At 63.3% G+C, this 16,229-nt stretch carries 16 protein-coding genes and 1 pseudogene; 9 read left to right on the forward strand and 8 right to left on the reverse strand.

Annotated elements, in window-relative coordinates; all coding sequences use genetic code 11:
- Window positions 1-319 (reverse strand): annotated as a pseudogene (gene pyrG / locus ABI660_RS12175) (CTP synthetase); the annotation flags it as partial.
- Window positions 320-434: 115 nt separating this feature from the next.
- Between pyrG and coaBC the strand changes: the two are divergent.
- From coaBC to ABI660_RS12195, 4 genes are all read left to right on the forward strand, one after another.
- Window positions 435-1,691 carry a bifunctional phosphopantothenoylcysteine decarboxylase/phosphopantothenate--cysteine ligase CoaBC gene (gene coaBC / locus ABI660_RS12180; protein ID WP_348068310.1) on the forward strand — a complete coding sequence of 419 codons (1,257 nt, stop codon included), beginning with the start codon at window positions 435-437 and terminating at the stop codon, window positions 1,689-1,691.
- 12 nt (window positions 1,692-1,703) lie between these two features.
- Window positions 1,704-2,117 (forward strand): hypothetical protein, encoded by a 414-nt coding sequence (locus tag ABI660_RS12185; protein WP_348068312.1) that lies wholly within the window; start codon window positions 1,704-1,706, stop codon window positions 2,115-2,117.
- A 1-nt stretch (window position 2,118) separates the two neighbouring features.
- Window positions 2,119-2,565 carry a dUTP diphosphatase gene (dut, locus tag ABI660_RS12190; protein ID WP_348068314.1) on the forward strand — a complete coding sequence of 149 codons (447 nt, stop codon included), beginning with the start codon at window positions 2,119-2,121 and terminating at the stop codon, window positions 2,563-2,565.
- A gap of 188 nt (window positions 2,566-2,753) precedes the next feature.
- Window positions 2,754-3,248: a glycine zipper 2TM domain-containing protein gene (locus ABI660_RS12195; protein WP_348068316.1), complete on the forward strand. Its 495-nt coding sequence runs from the start codon at window positions 2,754-2,756 to the stop codon at window positions 3,246-3,248.
- A 70-nt stretch (window positions 3,249-3,318) separates the two neighbouring features.
- Here ABI660_RS12195 and ABI660_RS12200 read toward each other — a convergent pair whose 3' ends face one another.
- Complete coding sequence (locus ABI660_RS12200) at window positions 3,319-3,843, reverse strand: peptidylprolyl isomerase (protein ID WP_348068318.1); 525 nt, start codon at window positions 3,841-3,843, stop codon at window positions 3,319-3,321.
- A 14-nt stretch (window positions 3,844-3,857) separates the two neighbouring features.
- Here ABI660_RS12200 and ABI660_RS12205 point away from each other — a divergent pair, with 14 nt between their 5' ends.
- The 3 genes from ABI660_RS12205 to ABI660_RS12215 all read left to right on the forward strand — a co-directional run bounded on the left by ABI660_RS12205 (window position 3,858) and on the right by ABI660_RS12215 (window position 6,002).
- Complete coding sequence (locus tag ABI660_RS12205) at window positions 3,858-5,036, forward strand: cupin domain-containing protein (RefSeq protein WP_348068320.1); 1,179 nt, start codon at window positions 3,858-3,860, stop codon at window positions 5,034-5,036.
- A gap of 21 nt (window positions 5,037-5,057) precedes the next feature.
- Window positions 5,058-5,576 (forward strand): hypothetical protein, encoded by a 519-nt coding sequence (locus ABI660_RS12210; RefSeq protein ID WP_348068322.1) that lies wholly within the window; start codon window positions 5,058-5,060, stop codon window positions 5,574-5,576.
- Window positions 5,577-5,777: 201 nt separating this feature from the next.
- Window positions 5,778-6,002 (forward strand): hypothetical protein, encoded by a 225-nt coding sequence (locus tag ABI660_RS12215; protein ID WP_348068324.1) that lies wholly within the window; start codon window positions 5,778-5,780, stop codon window positions 6,000-6,002.
- A gap of 90 nt (window positions 6,003-6,092) precedes the next feature.
- Here the strand turns inward: ABI660_RS12215 and ABI660_RS12220 are convergent, their stop codons facing one another.
- The 5 genes from ABI660_RS12220 to ABI660_RS12240 form a co-directional block, all read right to left on the reverse strand.
- A complete protein-coding gene (locus tag ABI660_RS12220; RefSeq protein WP_348068326.1) occupies window positions 6,093-6,863 on the reverse strand; it encodes an MBL fold metallo-hydrolase in 771 nt (256 codons plus the stop codon).
- A 22-nt stretch (window positions 6,864-6,885) separates the two neighbouring features.
- Window positions 6,886-8,034 carry an outer membrane protein assembly factor BamC gene (gene bamC / locus ABI660_RS12225; RefSeq protein WP_348068328.1) on the reverse strand — a complete coding sequence of 383 codons (1,149 nt, stop codon included), beginning with the start codon at window positions 8,032-8,034 and terminating at the stop codon, window positions 6,886-6,888.
- A 20-nt stretch (window positions 8,035-8,054) separates the two neighbouring features.
- The gene (dapA, locus tag ABI660_RS12230) at window positions 8,055-8,936 is read right to left on the reverse strand and encodes a 4-hydroxy-tetrahydrodipicolinate synthase (protein ID WP_348068330.1); all 882 of its coding nucleotides are present in this window, start codon (window positions 8,934-8,936) and stop codon (window positions 8,055-8,057) included.
- 93 nt (window positions 8,937-9,029) lie between these two features.
- Entirely contained in the window at window positions 9,030-9,623 is a 594-nt protein-coding gene (locus tag ABI660_RS12235; protein ID WP_348068332.1) for a class I SAM-dependent methyltransferase, read from the reverse strand.
- 17 nt (window positions 9,624-9,640) lie between these two features.
- Window positions 9,641-10,453, reverse strand: coding sequence for an SDR family oxidoreductase (locus ABI660_RS12240; protein WP_348068334.1), 813 nt, complete (start codon window positions 10,451-10,453; stop codon window positions 9,641-9,643).
- 168 nt (window positions 10,454-10,621) lie between these two features.
- On the opposite strand from ABI660_RS12240, the gene fusA reads away from it, so the two are divergent.
- Window positions 10,622-12,682 (forward strand): elongation factor G, encoded by a 2,061-nt coding sequence (fusA, locus tag ABI660_RS12245; protein ID WP_348068336.1) that lies wholly within the window; start codon window positions 10,622-10,624, stop codon window positions 12,680-12,682.
- 131 nt (window positions 12,683-12,813) lie between these two features.
- On the opposite strand, the gene ABI660_RS12250 is transcribed toward fusA, so the two are convergent.
- Window positions 12,814-14,040 carry an MFS transporter gene (locus ABI660_RS12250; RefSeq protein WP_348068338.1) on the reverse strand — a complete coding sequence of 409 codons (1,227 nt, stop codon included), beginning with the start codon at window positions 14,038-14,040 and terminating at the stop codon, window positions 12,814-12,816.
- A 149-nt stretch (window positions 14,041-14,189) separates the two neighbouring features.
- Here ABI660_RS12250 and ABI660_RS12255 point away from each other — a divergent pair, with 149 nt between their 5' ends.
- The gene (locus ABI660_RS12255) at window positions 14,190-16,160 is read left to right on the forward strand and encodes a DNA topoisomerase IV subunit B (protein ID WP_348068340.1); all 1,971 of its coding nucleotides are present in this window, start codon (window positions 14,190-14,192) and stop codon (window positions 16,158-16,160) included.
- Window positions 16,161-16,229: the final 69 nt, after the last annotated feature.

The raw sequence follows: 16,229 nt of genomic DNA on the forward strand, positions 1-16,229 counted from the left end.
AGTCGCCGCGGCGCTCTTTTTCGAGCACGCTTTTGTAGATCTGGCCGGTGGTGAAATTGTTGGACTTGCGCATCCGCGTTTCAACAAAACGCTCGTAGTGGCCCAGGTCCAGGTCGGTTTCCGCACCGTCGTCGGTCACAAACACCTCGCCATGCTGGAACGGCGACATCGTGCCGGGATCGACGTTGAGATAGGGGTCTAGCTTGATTAAAGTGACTTTGAGGCCTCGCGATTCAAGGATCGCTGCAAGGGAGGCTGAGGCGATTCCCTTGCCCAGGGAAGACACCACACCGCCGGTGACGAAGACAAATTTGGTCATGTCAGGAACGAACCGCAAGTTCGCTTAGGTGGTAAACGGGGATTATACGGGTGGCGGCCCTGCCGCGAGCCCGGCCAATCGGAAGCGGACTGCAAACTGGGATACATTGCGGGGCATGACGAAGCAAGCGAAGGAAGAAGCCCCCGCTCCCGAAGGCGATCTGGCAGGTCGGCACATTGTGCTGGGCCTGTCGGGCGGTATCGCGTGCTACAAGGCCGCCGAGCTGTGCCGGGCCCTGATCAAGCAGGGTGCGACGGTGCAGGTGGTGATGACCGAAGCGGCCGAGCAGTTCATCACCGCGGTGACGCTGCAGGCGCTCAGCGGCCGGCCGGTGTACACCAGCCAGTGGGATGGCCGCGAGGCGAACAACATGGCGCACATCAACCTGAGCCGCGAGGCCGACGCCATCCTGGTCGCACCCTGCAGCGCCGACTTCATGGCCAAGCTGCTGCATGGCCGGGCCGACGACCTGCTCAGCCTGATGTGCCTGGCCCGGCCCATCGACAAGGTGCCCTTGCTGATTGCGCCGGCGATGAACCGCGAGATGTGGGCGCATCCCGCCACCCAGCGCAACATGGTGCAGTTGTCCGCCGATGGTGCAACCATCCTGGGTGTGGGTAGCGGCTTTCAGGCTTGCGGGGAAACCGGCGACGGGCGCATGCTGGAGCCGCCCGAGCTGCTGGAAGACGTCATTGCTTTTTTCAGGCCCAAGGTGCTGGCCGGCCAGCACGTACTGGTGACGGCCGGCCCGACCTACGAGGCGATCGACCCGGTGCGCGGCATCACCAACCTGTCGAGCGGCAAGATGGGGTTTGCCGTGGCCCGCGCGGCGCACGAGGCCGGCGCTCAGGTGACGCTGGTGGCGGGGCCGGTCTGCCAGCCGACGCCGCGCGGGGTGACGCGCATCGATGTGAAATCAGCACAAAATATGCTTGAAGCCGTTGCGGTACATGCGCCGGTAGCTACTGTTTTTATAGCGGCGGCGGCGGTGGCCGACTGGCGACCGGCGAGCAGCGCCGAGCGCAAGATCAAGAAAGACGGCTCTGGCCAGGCGCCGTCACTGGCATTTATCGAGAACCCCGACATCCTGGCAACGCTTGCGCAGTCGCCAAGGGGCGTATCGGGCGCGCTGTTTTGCGTCGGCTTTGCCGCTGAGAGCCACGACCTGGAGGAAAACGCACAGGCCAAGCGCAAGCGCAAGGGTGTGCCACTGCTTGTCGGCAATATAGGGCCGGCTACCTTCGGCCGTGATGACAACGCCTTGCTGCTGGTGGACGCGCAAGGCAGCAGGGCGCTGGCGCGTGCGTCCAAGCTGTCGCTGGCGCGGCAACTGGTGGCGGAGATCGCCAGCCGGATCAAGCGGGTAGGGTGAAGCAAGATGCATTTGCCTTCTGACACTCCATCCGACGGCGACTTTGCCCGGTATGTGGAAAAACTGAGCGCCGCCTCTGCCGTGGCGGTTCTGGCAAAACAGGCGACCACCGACGCACAAGCCCGCCGCAACGCGGTGCCGGCGGCCGCCAGGCCGGCCCGCCGCGAGGCTGCTCAAAGCGCCACACCCGCCCGGCCTGCCGGGCCGTCCTTGTGGACGGTGGGCAAATGGGTGCTGATGGCTTGGGTCGCACTCCAGTTGCTCTCGGTCCTGCTTCCGCGCGCCGGCATGTTCTCGGTGCCACTGCTGCTCGCTTTCGCCGCCTGGGCCATTTACCGCTTTAAAAAATCCCCGCCCGCGCTGTTGACCGGGCGTCTGCGCGAACTGGCCGAACAGGCCGCCAAAGAATTCAAGCAAGGCAAGTGACATGAAAATCGACGTGAAAATCATCGACGAGCGCCTGCGCGGCAACCTGCCCGCGTATGCCACACAGGGCAGTGCGGGGCTGGACCTGCGGGCTTGCCTGGAGGCACCGCTGACATTGCAGCCCAACGCCTGGCAACTGGTGCCGACCGGTTTGGCGATTTATCTGCATGACCCGAATTACGCAGCCCTGATCCTGCCGCGTTCGGGGTTGGGCCACAAACATGGCATTGTGCTGGGCAACCTGGTGGGCTTGATCGACAGCGATTACCAGGGCCAGCTCATGGTCAGCGCCTGGAACCGCAGCGATGCGGCTTTCACGATAGAGCCCATGGAGCGCATTGCGCAGCTGATGATCGTGCCCGTGGTGCAGGCCGAGTTCAACGTGGTCGATGAATTTGTCGCCAGCCAGCGCGGCGAAGGCGGCTACGGTTCAACCGGCAAAGCCTGATCCGTCAGGTTTCTCCTACAGGGGCTTCTATCGGGCTCCCACCCCCAGACAGCCTGAGGCCCCACGCCGGGGCGACGGCGGAACCCCTGTAATCAAGTCTTGGAAGTCGGCTTCGCAAAATTCTGTGCCCCTTAGCGGTGGCCAGAACCGGAATCAGGCTCCCATGACCTTTACAAACAGGAGATTCCATGCATAACCCCAGCCGCTTTCTATCAATTGTTTCCTCCGTGGTTGTTGTTGCAGGGCTGGCCGCCTGCGCAGCACCCATGAACCAGCCTGCTCCGGTGTCCAATTACCCGGCAACTTACCCTGCGCAACAACCGCAGGGGAACTACATCGAATACGGGCGCGTGAGCAACGTGGAGGTGCTGCGTGCGCAGGAGCCAGCCAGGACCTCGGGGGTTGGCGCTATCTTGGGCGGTGTGGCCGGTGCAGCTGTCGGCAGCCAGATCGGCGGTGGTAGCGGCCGCACCGCTGCCACGGTGATCGGTGCAGTGGGTGGCGCAGTGGCCGGCAATGCCGTCGAAAGAAATCGCAACACGCAGCCCGTGAATGAAAGCTACCGTGTTTCCGTGCAACTGGACAATGGTGGTTCGCGCGCCTACGACGTGCCTTCCTACGGGGACTTGCGTGTAGGTGACCGTGTGAAGATTGAAAACAACCAGCTGTACCGCATGCGTTGATCTGTATCCGCGTCAGTTCGGGCCGGCATGCTCCTGAAGCATGCCGGTTTTTTGTTGTTGTTGGAGTTTGTCAGTGCAGGGTGTTGTTGCCGGGTGCCTGCGCTTCAAGCTTGAAAAAGCCGGTGCCCAAGGACCCCTGGCCGATTTCTGCTTCGGTAGCTTCGCGCACCGAATCGATCTTCAGGCTCAGGCGGATGGCAATGCCGGCCAGCGGGTGGTTGCCGTCGAGCACCACATGTTCCGGATAGATTTCCGTCACGGTGTAAATGTGGTCCCGCGGCGTGTCGGGGTTGACGCCCGCAGGCAAGGCCGCGCCGTCAAAGGTCAGGCCTTCCTCCAGTTCGGCCGGAAAGAGGCTGCGTGCTTCCAGGAAAACCAGGTTTTCGTCGTAGTCACCAAAAGCGTGTTCGGGCTCCAGATGCAACTCGACGGTTGCGCCGGCTTCGTGGCCCTGCAGATGCTCCTCGATTTTCGCGAGCAGGTCATTGCCACCGAGCAGAAACTCGACCGGCTCGTCAAGTTCGTCCAGTATTTCGCCCAAGGTATCTTTCAGCGTCCAGGTCAGGGCAACAACGCATTGCGGGGTGATTTTCATCCGACAATTGTCCCATGGATGTCAATCAACCCCTCGCCCTTCTCGCCGGTTTGGCCCCCGCGCAATTCATGCGTCGCCACTGGCAAAAAAAGCCTTTGCTGGTGCGCCAGGCCATCCCCGGCTTCAAGCCCCTGCTCAGCCGCACAGAGCTGTTCAGGCTTGCGGCGCAGGAGCAGGTGGAGTCGCGCCTGGTGGTGCAGCAGGCTGCCGGCTGGCGCATGAAACAGGGGCCATTTGGACCGCGTAGCCTGCCGGCCTTGAGCCGGCAGCAATGGACCTTGCTGGTGCAGGGTGTGGACCTGCACGAACGCCGCGCGCATGAGTTGCTGCAGCAATTCCGTTTTGTGCCCGATGCACGGCTGGACGATCTGATGATTTCATTTGCCACGCTGGGTGGTGGTGTGGGGCCGCACTTTGACAGCTACGATGTTTTCCTGCTTCAGGCCAGCGGCCGCCGGCGCTGGAAAATTGGCCGGCAAAAAGACCTGACGCTGCAGCAAGGCGTGCCGCTGAAAATCCTACAGAACTTTGAGCCCGAGCAGGAGTTTGTGCTGGAGGCCGGTGACATGCTTTACCTGCCGCCGCGTTATGCCCATGACGGACTGGCTGAGTTGTGCGTCGGCGATGATGGCAAGCCGGCAGACTGCATGACTTACTCCATTGGCTTTCGTGCGCCCAGGCGCGCCGAATTGGCCGGGGAACTGCTGCAGCGGCTGGCCGATTTTGGTGAAGATGAAGGGGAGCCCGAAAACCGACCGGCCCTTTACCGCGATCCTTCGCAGGCCGCGACGCAAACACCCGGCGCCGTGCCCGAGGGGCTGCTCCAGTTTGCACAAAAGGCCGTGCACGATGCGCTGAAAGATCCCCTGGCGCTGGCTTGCGCCCTCGGCGAGTACCTGACCGAACCCAAGGACTCCGTCTGGTTTGAGGGCCCTTCAGGCGCCTGGGACCCGGCCCACGCACAGGGTCTGTACCTGGACGCGCGGACCCGGATGATGTACGACGCGAACCATGTGTTCATCAATGGGGAAAGTTACCGTGCTCGCGGTGCGGATGCGATCCTGATGCGGCGCCTGGCCGATCAGCGTCGGCTGTCCCCGGCCGACATGCGACGCGTCGGGGCATCGGCACTGGACCTGCTGGCAGACTGGCATGAGGCTGGCTGGCTGGCCCATCCAGGGAGCGCCTGTTGAAATGTGTCCAAGGAGCAGACCATGAACGATCTTCATCCATCTCCCGAACCTTTTTTGCCCGGACTGTTGCAGGGGCGCTTTGAAGGCCGTCTTGCGTTTGCGGCTTTAGTCCGGGAGGCTTTTGCTGCAGCTGCAGCGCAGGGCTGGCGCGACATCATCCTCTGCGACGCCACGTTTGAAGACTGGCCCCTGGGGGAACGCGTCGTGGTGCAGGCGCTGAACGACTGGGCCAAATCCGGTCGCACGCTGACCATGCTCGCGCAAAATTACGATGAAGTGATACGTCGTCACGCGCGCTTCGTGACCTGGCGCCGCACCTGGTCGCACATCATCGAATGCCGAGGCAGCGGGGCGGTAGCGGCCAGCGACTTGCCCAGCGCCTTCTGGAGCCCGGGCTGGGTTTTTGAACGGCTGGACCTGGTTCGCAGCACCGGGGTAGCGGGGTCGGAAGCCGCGCGCCGGGTTGCGCTGAAGGAGCGGCTGGCGGAAAAACTGCAGCGCAGCAGTCCGGCTTTCCCGGCAACAACACTGGGAATTTGACGACCGATTGCGCTGCAGCGAACTTGCAGGCCTTCACGCATTGCCGGTGGTTTTTAGGGTTTTTACCGCCGTAAAAACCCGCATATACTCCCATATTGGAAAAGGTATGGGGTTGCATTGCGCGCCACCAGTCAAAAACAGGTCACTGTTTTTGTCAGTTTCCAGAAGTAATTTCTCTCATTCATCAAGGAATCTCTCGATATGAACAAGTCACTCGTCCTGGCCGCCATCGTTGCTGCTGTTGCCCTGGCCGCTTGCGGCAAAAAAGAAGAAGCGCCAGCACCTGCTCCGGTCGTTGTCATGCCGGCACCTGCACCCGCAGCAACGCCAGCACCAGCTGAAGCAGCTTCCGCTCCTGCGACCACTGCGCCGGCCGCTCCTGCTGAAGCCGTGTCGCCTGCTCCTGCTGCCAGCGCCGCGAAGTAATTCTCTGCGCCTGCCTGAAAGCCGCCTGTGGGCGGCTTTTTTGTGCCCGTTCTACGCTGGCGCCGGGACAGGCGGAGGCGCCGCTGCCGGCTACACGGCGAGCCAGCGCGTTCCCGCGCCGGCATCTGCCACCTCGATGTCCGTGCTGCTTCCCAGTGCATCCAGCATGGCCTGCCTGGCCAGTTCCGGCCGGTTGTTCTGCTGGCTCAGATGGGCGGCGACCAGTTGCCTGAGACCGCCGTGGCGCACCGAGCGTGCAATCTCGCCTGCAGCAGCGTTGGACAGATGGCCATACATGCCGGCAACGCGCCGTTTGAGGAAGGGTGGATAACTGGATTGGTCCAGGAGGTCGGCGTCATGGTTGCATTCCAGCAGCAAGGCATGGCATTGCGCCAGGTGTGCCAGCAGGTGGGAAGTGGCGTGGCCAAGATCGGTGAGCAAGCCCAGCTTGGAGGCGCCGTCGGTGCAGGTCAGCTGCAGGGGTTCACGGGCATCGTGCGGAACCGTGAAAGGCGTGAACTGCAGATTGCCGAGCTCAATCGCCTGTCCGTCGCGTGCCGTATGGAGCAGGCCGTCAAAATCGGGCCGGCCTATGCCTTCACTGGTACCGCGGCTCATCCAGACCGGAACCCGGTGGCGCAATGCGAACTTGTGGGCGCAGCCGATGTGGTCGCTGTGTTCATGCGTGATGAAGATGCCGTCGATGTCTGCCTCACAAAGACCGGCTTCAGCCAGCCGCATCGAGAGCTGCCTGATCCCCAGGCCGCAGTCCACCAGCAGGCGCGTGGGCCACAGGCCAGTGGCCTCCACCAGCGTGGCATTGCCTGTGCTGCCGCTGCCCAGGCTTTTGAACCTCAGCACCGGCCAGGCTCCATGTTGTGCCTTATTTCAGGTCGTCGGCAATGACCTGCACAATGCGCTGGGCATTGGCCGAGGCTTCGGGATTGCCTTGGGCGTTGAGCACGGACACCGTGGTTACTTCGCCTTGGCTACGCACGGCAATGCGGTATTTGAGGGGCGGCACGCCTGACGACGAACTGCTGAAGAGTTTGCTGAAGAAGCCGGGCTCCTTCTTGTCGGCGGTGGGTTCCACATAACGCACAAAGTAAGTGCCTTGAGCGCGGTCACGGTCCTCAACGGTAAAGCCGGTGCGGTCCAGGGCCAGGCCGACACGACGCCAGGCGCGCTCAAAACCTTCGTCGATCTGCAGCACCGGCATGTTGTTGACACTGGCAACACGGGCGGTCTGCCGGGCCGGGCCGCTGGCGATCAGTGCATTCGACTGTTCCTGGCTGACACCGAGCTTGACCATGAGGCGGCGCAGGAATTCGGCTTCGAGTTCGGGATCGGCAGGACGCGGCTGCCACACGGTGCCGTCGGCTTTTTGCGGTGTCTTGATGGTGCCGGAGAGCATTTCCACCATGCCGCGGTGGCTGATGTAGATTTCGGTGCCGCCCGTTGGTGTGCGTTCCAGGCGGGTGCGGAACTTGTCGCGTTCACCGGTGGAGTACAGGCTGTCGAGCAGCTTGCCCAGGGTCGCGCGGATGAAGTCTTGCGGGAGCTTGGCCCGGTTTTCCGCATAGTCGGTTTCCATGATGCCGAGGTTTTCCTGTTCCAGGGCGAGCAGGAAGCCATTTTCCTGCCAGAACTCGCGCACAGGGCCCCACAATTTGTCCGCGGGGCGATTCACAACCAGCCAGCGCTGGTTGCCTGCGCGTTCGATCCGCACGTCGCCGACGGTGCTGGCTGCCGTTGGCACGGACTGCGTCGTCTGGCCGACCTGGTAACCGCTGGCGGTCACGGAACTGCCCGGCACCACGTAGCGGGTGTCGCGCGACAACTGGGTCAGGTCGGGGGGGACGTCCAGAGTGGTTCCCTTGGCGGCACTTTTGTAGTCCACCTTGTCGCCCTGCAGGGCTTCAAACGAGGAGCAACCGGACAGGACGAACGCCGCGGCAAGCGCAAGCAGGAGGGGCGCGGCGAGCCGCTGGGCAGGTACAGGTCTGAAGGCGCTGAGCGTGTGCAATGTCATCACTGGGGGTCCCTTAAAAATCAGATCAGGCCACAAACGCGCAGGGCGTTTTCTACCGTGGCTTCGTTGGCAGTTTCGAGTGGTGTCATGGGCAGGCGCAGCGTGCCGCCGCACAGTCCCATGCGGGCCATGGCCCATTTCACCGGAATCGGGTTGGCTTCGACAAACAGGTGTTTGTGCAGCGGCAACAACTGCAGCTGTATTTTCATGGCACTGCGGGTATCGCCTGCAACGGCTGCGATGCACAGCTCATGCATCAGGCGCGGCGCCACATTCGCGGTCACACTGATGTTGCCCTGGCCGCCGCACAGCATCAAGGCCACGGCGGTGGGGTCGTCGCCGGAGTAGACCGCAAAACCGGCCGGAACTTCCTTGATCAGCCATTGGGCGCGCTCGATGTTGCCGGTGGCTTCCTTGATGCCGACGATGCCCGGAACCTGCGCCAGGCGCAGCACGGTGGCATGCAGCATGTCGGCTACGGTTCGCCCGGGCACGTTGTACAGCACCATGGGCAGGTCGACCGCCTCGGCAATCGCCTTGAAGTGCCGGTACTGGCCTTCCTGCGTGGGCTTGTTGTAATAGGGCACCACCTGCAGCTGGCAATCCGCGCCCACGGTTTTGGCAAAACGTGCCAGCTCGATGGCCTCGGCGGTGGAGTTGGCGCCGCAGCCGGCCATGACGGGAACTTTGCCCTTGGCTTGCTCTACCGAAACGCGGATGATTTCGCAATGTTCTTCGACGCTGACCGTGGGCGATTCGCCGGTGGTGCCGACCACACCGATGCAGTCCGTGCCCTCGGCAATGTGCCAGTCCACCAGCTTGCGCAAACTCGGGTAGTCAACGCTGCCGTCTTCATGCAGGGGAGTGGCCAGTGCAACAATGCTGCCGGTAATGGTTTTCATGTCTGTGTGTCAGGTGGGGCGGGATGGCGGTCAGGCCGGCCCATAAAGCCAATCCCGCATTCTACCCAGTGCGCCGGGGTGGGCCCGCGCGGCTCAGGCCGCGCGCGGCAATGATTTTTCAGCGTATCCCCCGTCCAGAACATAACGCGGGATTGTTTCAGGTGACGGCGCTTCCCGGACCGCTGCCATCCGCTGCACGAAGCGCGCCGGTGCATCCTGGTAGCCATCCTCGAAAGCCACGACCCGCAAGCCGCGGCATACCTCCAGCAGCTCACCGGGGCGCAGCAGGAAGTCCGGCCGCGACGGCTTGCCGACGGTTTCGTTGCCTTGCGCAAAGGTTTCATAAATCAGCACGCCGCCGGGCGCCAGGCTGGCCAGCAGCGTGGGCAGAAGGGGACGCCACAGGTAATTGGTCACCACCACCGCGTCAAACTCACGGCCGGCAAAAGGCCAGGGGCCGGCTTCGATGTCAGCGATCACCTTCTCACAGCTGTCCGCCGGAATTGCTATGGAATCAATAGCTGCTTGTGACCGGTCCACAAGGGCTAGAGGGTGATTTCTCTTGTAAAACCAGTACGCGTGGCGACCTTGGCCGCAGGCCACGTCGAGGACACGCCCGCCGGGCCGCACCAGATGCGACCAGCGCTGCACCCAGCCAGATGGAGCTTCGGTTCCGTGCGGACTCATGGGCCTGTGATCGGTGTTCAACGGGGCTTGACCTCGTCCTTGAGCGCTGCCAGCGCCATGGACTCCACGGCACCGGGTGCCAGCAGCTTGAGCCAGCGTCCGAATTTCCCCTTGGTCGTCATGACGACCTCGCGCTCGCGTCTGTCCATGCCTTCGAGGATCAGCCGGGCGCAGGTCTCGACACTCATGGCATCGTCTTCCTTGAGGCCACTGGCGCCGGCTGGCGCACCCGCCGCGTTGAAGCCGCGATGGCGAATTTGGGTGGCCACCACGCCGGGATAAGCCGTGGTGACGCTGACGCCGACCCCCTTCAGCTCGGCGCGGAGTGCTTCAAAGAACCCCGTCATGGCAAATTTGCTGGCGCTGTAGGCGGTGCGGCCCGGCACGCCCACCAGGCCGGCCAGGCTGGACACCGCCACGATGCTGCCTCGGCTTTGCTTCAAATAAGGCAAGGCGGCATGGGTGCACCAGACGCTGCCCCACAGGTTGGTGCGCATCAGGTCTTCATACCAGCCCAGGTCGTCGGCCTTGACCTCTTCGAACAGCGCCTGCGCCGACATGCCGGCGTTGTTGATCAGGGCGTCGATCTGGCCGAAGGCCTGGACCGCGGTGGCGATCAGCGCGCGGCATGCGGCCGGGTCGGAGACGTCGGTTCTTGCCACCAGCGTGGCCGCGCCGCTGGCCTGGCATTGGGCGGCAACGCTGCCGAGCGCCTCTTCATTGCGTGCGGCCAGCACCAGCGCCACCGCCGCGCCGTGGCGCTGCGCCAGCTGGCGCGCCATCTCGGCGCCTATGCCGTCCGAAGCACCGGTGATCACAACGGTTTTCATGGCCATGCTGTCCTCTGTTGCTATCCCTGTTGAGCGAGTCGAAAGACTACCACCGTTTGCAACGCCATTCGGGCACTTGCCGGACGCCGGGCAATCCCTTAACCTGTGCATCTGAGTCAGGCCAACCCATCGGGCGCAGACGCCGCGTCCGGCACCCAGGAGCGCGCCATGTCCCCTTCCTCCTCGCCGGTTCATCCGGCCGTCCTCGCCTTGCGCACGCTCGCCCTGGTCGGCGCAGCAGCCGGCGGCAAAACCACGCTGGTCGAGGCCTTGCTGCACAAGGCGGGGGCGATCGGTGCGCCAGGTAGCCTGGAGCGCGGCACCACGGTCAGTGACTTCGACCCGCTGGAGCGTCGCGCCCAGCACTCGCTTCACTCGGCCCTGGTCCATCTGCAGCATCAGGACACACGCATCCACCTGATCGACACGCCCGGCGCCCCGGACTTTCTGGGGCAGGCGTTGCCCGCGCTGGAAGCGGTAGAAACGGCAGCGCTGGTGGTCAGTGCCTCTAGCGGCCTGGAACTCATGAGCGGCCGCATGATGGACTGGGCGGCCAGTCGTGGCCTGTGCCGCATGGTCATCGTCAACAAGATCGATGCGCTGGGTATTGACCTTCCCGGCCTGCTGGCCGCCATCCAGGCCGCATTCGGCAAGGAGTGCCTTCCGCTGAATTTGCCCGCAGCAGGGGGCACGCGCGTGGTGGACTGTTTCTTCAACCCCGCGGGCGAGTCCGATTTTTCCAGCGTTGCGCTGGCGCACCGCGCGTTGGTCGAACAAGTGGTGGAAGTGGACCCGGCCTTTGTCGAGCGTTACCTGGAGGAAGGTGATGTCGATCCACAGGAACTGCACGCGCCGCTGGAGCAGGCGCTGCGCGAGGGGCACCTGATTCCGGTCTGTTTCGTGTCGGCGCGCAGCGGTGCCGGCGTGGCCGAACTGCTCGAGGTGATGGTCAGGCTGTTGCCGAATCCGGCCGAGGGCAATCCGCCGCAATTTTTACGTGGCGAGGGTGAGGCTGCGGTTCCCGTGCGGGCCGAACCTGATCCGGCCAAGCATGTGCTGGCACATGTTTTCAAGGTCACGGTGGACCCTTACGTCGGCAGGATGGGGATTTTTCGGGTGCACCAGGGCACCGTCACGCGTGACAGTCAGCTTTACATCGGCGATGGGCGCCGGCCGTTCAAGGTGGGCCACCTGTTCCGGCTGCAGGGCAAGGAACACGTGGAAATTGCCAGCGCCGGTCCGGGCGAATTGTGCGCGGTGGCCAAGGTGGACGAGATCCATTTCGACGCGGTGCTGCACGACGCCGCCGAGGATGAGCACATGCACCTCAAGCCGCTGGGGTTTCCGGTGCCGGTGCATGGGCTGGCCCTGGCGCCCAGGCGCCGCGGCGACGAGCAGCGCATGTGGGACCTGGTGCAGAGGCTGGTCGATGAAGACCCCTGCCTCAGGCTGGAGCATGTGGCGCAGACCAATGAAACGGTTGTTTACGGCCTTGGCGAGTTGCATTTGCGCAGCTTGATCGAGCGCTTGACCGAGGTCTACAAATGCGAAGTTGACACGCGGCCGCCGCGCATCGCCTACCGCGAAACGGTTACCGCGCCGGCCGCCGGCCATCACCGCCACAAAAAACAAAGCGGCGGCGCCGGCCAGTTCGGCGAGGTGTTCCTGCGCATCGAGCCGCTCGCGCGCGGTGCCGGCATCGAGTTTGTTGACCAGGTCAAGGGCGGCACGATTCCGGGTCAGTACATTCCTGCAGTTGAAAAAGGCGTGCGTCAGGCGCTGGACGGCGGCGTGGTGGCGGGCTTTCCGGTGCGCGACGTGCGGGTGGTGGTGTACGACGGCAAACACCATAACGTGGACAGCAAGGACATCGCCTTTGCAACGGCTGGGCGCAAGGCGGTGATCGAGGCCGTGCGTGCCGCGTCACCGGTGGTGTTGGAGCCCATTGTCAATGTCGAGATCACCGCGCCGGAGGCGTCCATGGGCGACATCACGGGCGATCTGTCGGCGCGCCGCGGCCAGGTCAGCGGCACGCGCGGCCTGCAGCTGGGCACGCTGGCCGTGCTGGGCCAGGTGCCGCTGTCCGAACTGAGCGGGTACCAGTCGCGGCTCAATGCGCTGACCGGCGGGCAGGGGGCTTACACGCTGGCCTTCAGCCACTACGAGGCCGTGCCGCCGCCGGTGCAGCAGCAGCTGGCCGGGCAGTACCGGGTGCGTGACGAAGACTGAGATGGAGGCTTAGAAACAGGCCCAGATCTGGTCAGCCAGCGTCAACAAAAACTCAGGCCGCAAATACAGCGCAAACACGCCCAGCGTGGCCGCGACGGCGAGTAGATACAGCGCGAGCTTGCGAGTCATGTTCAGGCGCCTTGGGGCAAGCGGCCGACCGGCCGCTGGATAGCCGCTTCGCGTACCGGCAGGTTGACCAGGGCGGCCACCACACCCAGCCCGATGGCGATGTACCAGACGATGTCGTAGCTGCCGGTACGGTCGTACAGGTAGCCGCCCATCCACACGCCCATGAAGGAGCCGATCTGGTGGCTGAAAAAGATGAAGCCGCTGAGCATGGACAGGTGCTGGATGCCGAAAATCTGCGCCACGACGGCGTTCGTTGGCGGCACGGTGGACAGCCACAGCAGGCCCATCAGGCTGGAAAAAATATAGACGCTGGCCGGGCTCAAGGGTGCAGCGAGGAACACGGCAATGACAATGGACCGCGCGAAATAAATAAAGGCGAGGATGTTTTTCTTCGCCAGCCTTTGACCCAATGCACCGGCCGCATAGGTGCCGAACACGTTGAACAGGCCAATCAGCGCCAGCGCGTAGCTGGCGACTTGCGGCGAGAGCCCCTTGTCGCGCAGGTAGCTGGGCATGTGCACCCCAATAAACACCACCTGGAAACCGCAGACGAAATAGCCCGCCATCAGCAACTGGAAGCTCGGGTACTTCAAGGCTTCCTTGAGTGCCTGCAGGATGGTTTGTTCACGCGGCGGCGCCTGGCCCGGGCCAAAGCGGGTTTCGCGCAGGCCGATGGCCAGCGGCGCGATCAGCAGCACCGCAGCGCTCAGCACCAGCAACGCTTCCTTCCAGCCCAGGCCGCTGATCAGGAAACCCTCCACCGGCACCATCAGGAACTGGCCGAAGGAGCCGGCTGCCGCGGCGACGCCCATGGCCCACGACCGCTTTTCGGCGGGAATGTTGCGGCCGATGACACCGTAGATCACCGCATAGGTGGTACCCGCCTGCGCCGCGCCTATCAGCACACCGGCGGTCAGTGTGAACAGCAGCCCGCTGGGCGACAACGCCATGCCCACCAGGCCCAGCGCATACAGCACCGCGCCACCCGCAATGACGCGAAAGGCGCCGAAGCGGTCGGCCAGCATGCCGGCAAAAATGCCGAACACGCCCCAGGACAGGTTTTGTACGGCCAGGGCAAAGGCAAAGGTTTCGCGCGTCCAACCCTGGGCCTGGGTGATCGGCTGCAGCCACAGGCCGAAGCCGTGGCGTATGCCCATGGACAGTGTGACGATGGTGGCGCCGCAGATGAGCACCTGGGCCATGGAGAGGTTTCGGCTGGGAGATTGCATTCAGCGAATGTACCCAATGGTGCCGCTTTCTGCTTTTGAAAGTTTTTGCTGCCATTGATGCGAACTGGGCATGGGTTTAAGGAGGGTTTCGGAAAAAACTGTATATTTATCCAGTCTTAAAATCCTCCGGGTCTACAATCCACCCTCCCATGGCGACCAAACTACCCAACGACTATTCCGAAGGCTCGATCCGCGTGCTCAAGGGCCTGGAGCCCGTCAAGCAGCGTCCGGGCATGTACACGCGCACCGACAACCCCTTGCACATCATCCAGGAGGTGCTGGACAACTCGGCCGACGAGGCGCTGGCCGGCCACGGCAAGAAGATCAAGGTCACGCTGCATGCGGACGGCTCGGTCAGCATCGAGGACGACGGGCGCGGCATTCCCTATGGCATGCACCCCGAGGAAAAAGCGCCAGTGATCGAGCTGGTGTTCACCCGCCTGCATGCCGGCGGCAAGTTCGACAAGGGCCAGGGCGGGGCCTACAGCTTTTCCGGCGGCCTGCATGGCGTTGGTGTCAGTGTCACCAATGCCTTGTCCAAACGCCTGGAGGTGAGCTCTTACCGTGACGGCATGGCCGCCGCGCTGGTGTTCAGCGGCGGTGACGTCATCGAGAAGCTGCAACTGCGAAAGCAAGCCGAGGGCGACCGCAAGTCCGGTCTCACGGTACGTGCCTGGCCGGACAGCAAGTATTTTGAAGCCTCGGCCCTGCCCATGGCCGAGCTGACCCACCTGCTGCGCAGCAAGGCAGTGCTGATGCCCGGCGTCACGGTGACGCTGGTGGTCGAAAAAACCAAAGAGGTGCAGACCTGGATTTACAAGGGCGGCCTGCGTGACTACCTGATGCAGACGCTGAGTGCCGACCCGGTGATTCCTCTGTTCGAAGGGGAGGGTTTCGCTGATGCGGCGCACGACAGCTTTGCCGAAGGCGAGGGTGCCCAGTGGTGCCTGGCTTTCACCGAGGACGGCCAGCCGGTGCGCGAGAGCTACGTCAACCTGATCCCGACCAGCGCTGGCGGCACGCATGAAAGCGGCCTGCGCGATGGCGTGTTCCAGGCCGTCAAGAGTTTCATTGAGCTGCATTCGCTGCTGCCCAAGGGCGTCAAGCTGTTGCCTGAGGACGTGTTTGCCCGCGCCAGTTATGTTCTTTCCGCCAAAGTGCTGGACCCGCAGTTCCAGGGCCAGATCAAGGAACGTCTCAATTCACGCGATGCGGTGCGGCTGGTTTCCAGCTTTGTGCGTCCGACGCTGGAACTCTGGCTGAACCAGCATGTCGACTACGGCAAAAAACTCGCCGAGCTGGCCATCAAGGCGGCACAAACCCGCCAGAAGGCCGGCCAGAAAGTCGAAAAACGCAAAGGCTCGGGCGTGGCCGTGCTGCCGGGCAAGCTGACCGACTGTGAAAGCAAGGACTTGGCGCATAACGAGGTCTTCCTGGTCGAGGGTGATTCCGCCGGCGGCAGCGCCAAGATGGGCCGCGACAAGGAAAGCCAGGCCATCCTGCCGCTGCGCGGCAAGGTGCTCAATACCTGGGAGGTCGAGCGCGACCGGCTGTTCGCCAACACCGAGATTCACGACATCGCGGTGGCCATCGGCGTGGATCCGCATGGCCCCAACGATTCTCCCGACCTCAGCGGCCTGCGTTACGGCAAGATCTGCATCCTCAGCGATGCGGACGTGGACGGCTCCCACATCCAGGTTTTGCTGCTGACCCTGTTTTTCCGCCATTTCCCCAAATTGATCGAAAGCGGCAATATTTTTGTGGCCAGGCCGCCGCTGTTCCGGGTGGATGCGCCGGCCCGTGGAAAGAAGCCTGCATCCAAGGCGTACGCGCTCGATGAAGGTGAGTTAATCGCCATTCTGGACAAATTGCGCAAGGAAGGCGTGCGTGAGGGGGCCTGGGCCATCAGCCGCTTCAAGGGCCTGGGTGAAATGAATGCGGAACAATTGTGGGAAACCACACTCAATCCTGATACCCGTCGGCTGTTGCCGGTGCAACTCGGCAACTTCGACTTTGCCCAGACCGAAAGTCTGGTGACCAAACTGATGGGCAAGGGCGAAGCCGCGGCGCGGCGCGAATTGATGGAACTTCACGGTGATGCCGTGGAGATCGATATTTAAAGGACCTTCATGCGCGATCCGCGGACTTCTGCAGCATGGGCTGCCTGATGCATAAAAAATGGCTCCAGC

This window comes from Polaromonas sp., assembly GCF_039930745.1.
Classification (GTDB): domain Bacteria; phylum Pseudomonadota; class Gammaproteobacteria; order Burkholderiales; family Burkholderiaceae_C; genus Polaromonas.

Excerpts from the sequence above, each read along its gene's own strand:
- dut (WP_348068314.1), top strand. The coding sequence starts at position 2,119 with ATGAAAATCGACGTGAAAATCATCGACGAGCGCCTGCGCGGCAACCTG.
- bamC (WP_348068328.1), bottom strand. The coding sequence starts at position 8,034 with ATGACATTGCACACGCTCAGCGCCTTCAGACCTGTACCTGCCCAGCGG.
- coaBC (WP_348068310.1), top strand. The coding sequence starts at position 435 with ATGACGAAGCAAGCGAAGGAAGAAGCCCCCGCTCCCGAAGGCGATCTG.
- ABI660_RS12195 (WP_348068316.1), top strand. The coding sequence starts at position 2,754 with ATGCATAACCCCAGCCGCTTTCTATCAATTGTTTCCTCCGTGGTTGTT.
- ABI660_RS12235 (WP_348068332.1), bottom strand. The coding sequence starts at position 9,623 with ATGAGTCCGCACGGAACCGAAGCTCCATCTGGCTGGGTGCAGCGCTGG.
- ABI660_RS12210 (WP_348068322.1), top strand. The coding sequence starts at position 5,058 with ATGAACGATCTTCATCCATCTCCCGAACCTTTTTTGCCCGGACTGTTG.
- ABI660_RS12255 (WP_348068340.1), top strand. The coding sequence starts at position 14,190 with ATGGCGACCAAACTACCCAACGACTATTCCGAAGGCTCGATCCGCGTG.
- ABI660_RS12215 (WP_348068324.1), top strand. The coding sequence starts at position 5,778 with ATGAACAAGTCACTCGTCCTGGCCGCCATCGTTGCTGCTGTTGCCCTG.
- ABI660_RS12250 (WP_348068338.1), bottom strand. The coding sequence starts at position 14,040 with ATGCAATCTCCCAGCCGAAACCTCTCCATGGCCCAGGTGCTCATCTGC.
- ABI660_RS12240 (WP_348068334.1), bottom strand. The coding sequence starts at position 10,453 with ATGAAAACCGTTGTGATCACCGGTGCTTCGGACGGCATAGGCGCCGAG.
- ABI660_RS12205 (WP_348068320.1), top strand. The coding sequence starts at position 3,858 with ATGGATGTCAATCAACCCCTCGCCCTTCTCGCCGGTTTGGCCCCCGCG.
- fusA (WP_348068336.1), top strand. The coding sequence starts at position 10,622 with ATGTCCCCTTCCTCCTCGCCGGTTCATCCGGCCGTCCTCGCCTTGCGC.
- ABI660_RS12200 (WP_348068318.1), bottom strand. The coding sequence starts at position 3,843 with ATGAAAATCACCCCGCAATGCGTTGTTGCCCTGACCTGGACGCTGAAA.
- dapA (WP_348068330.1), bottom strand. The coding sequence starts at position 8,936 with ATGAAAACCATTACCGGCAGCATTGTTGCACTGGCCACTCCCCTGCAT.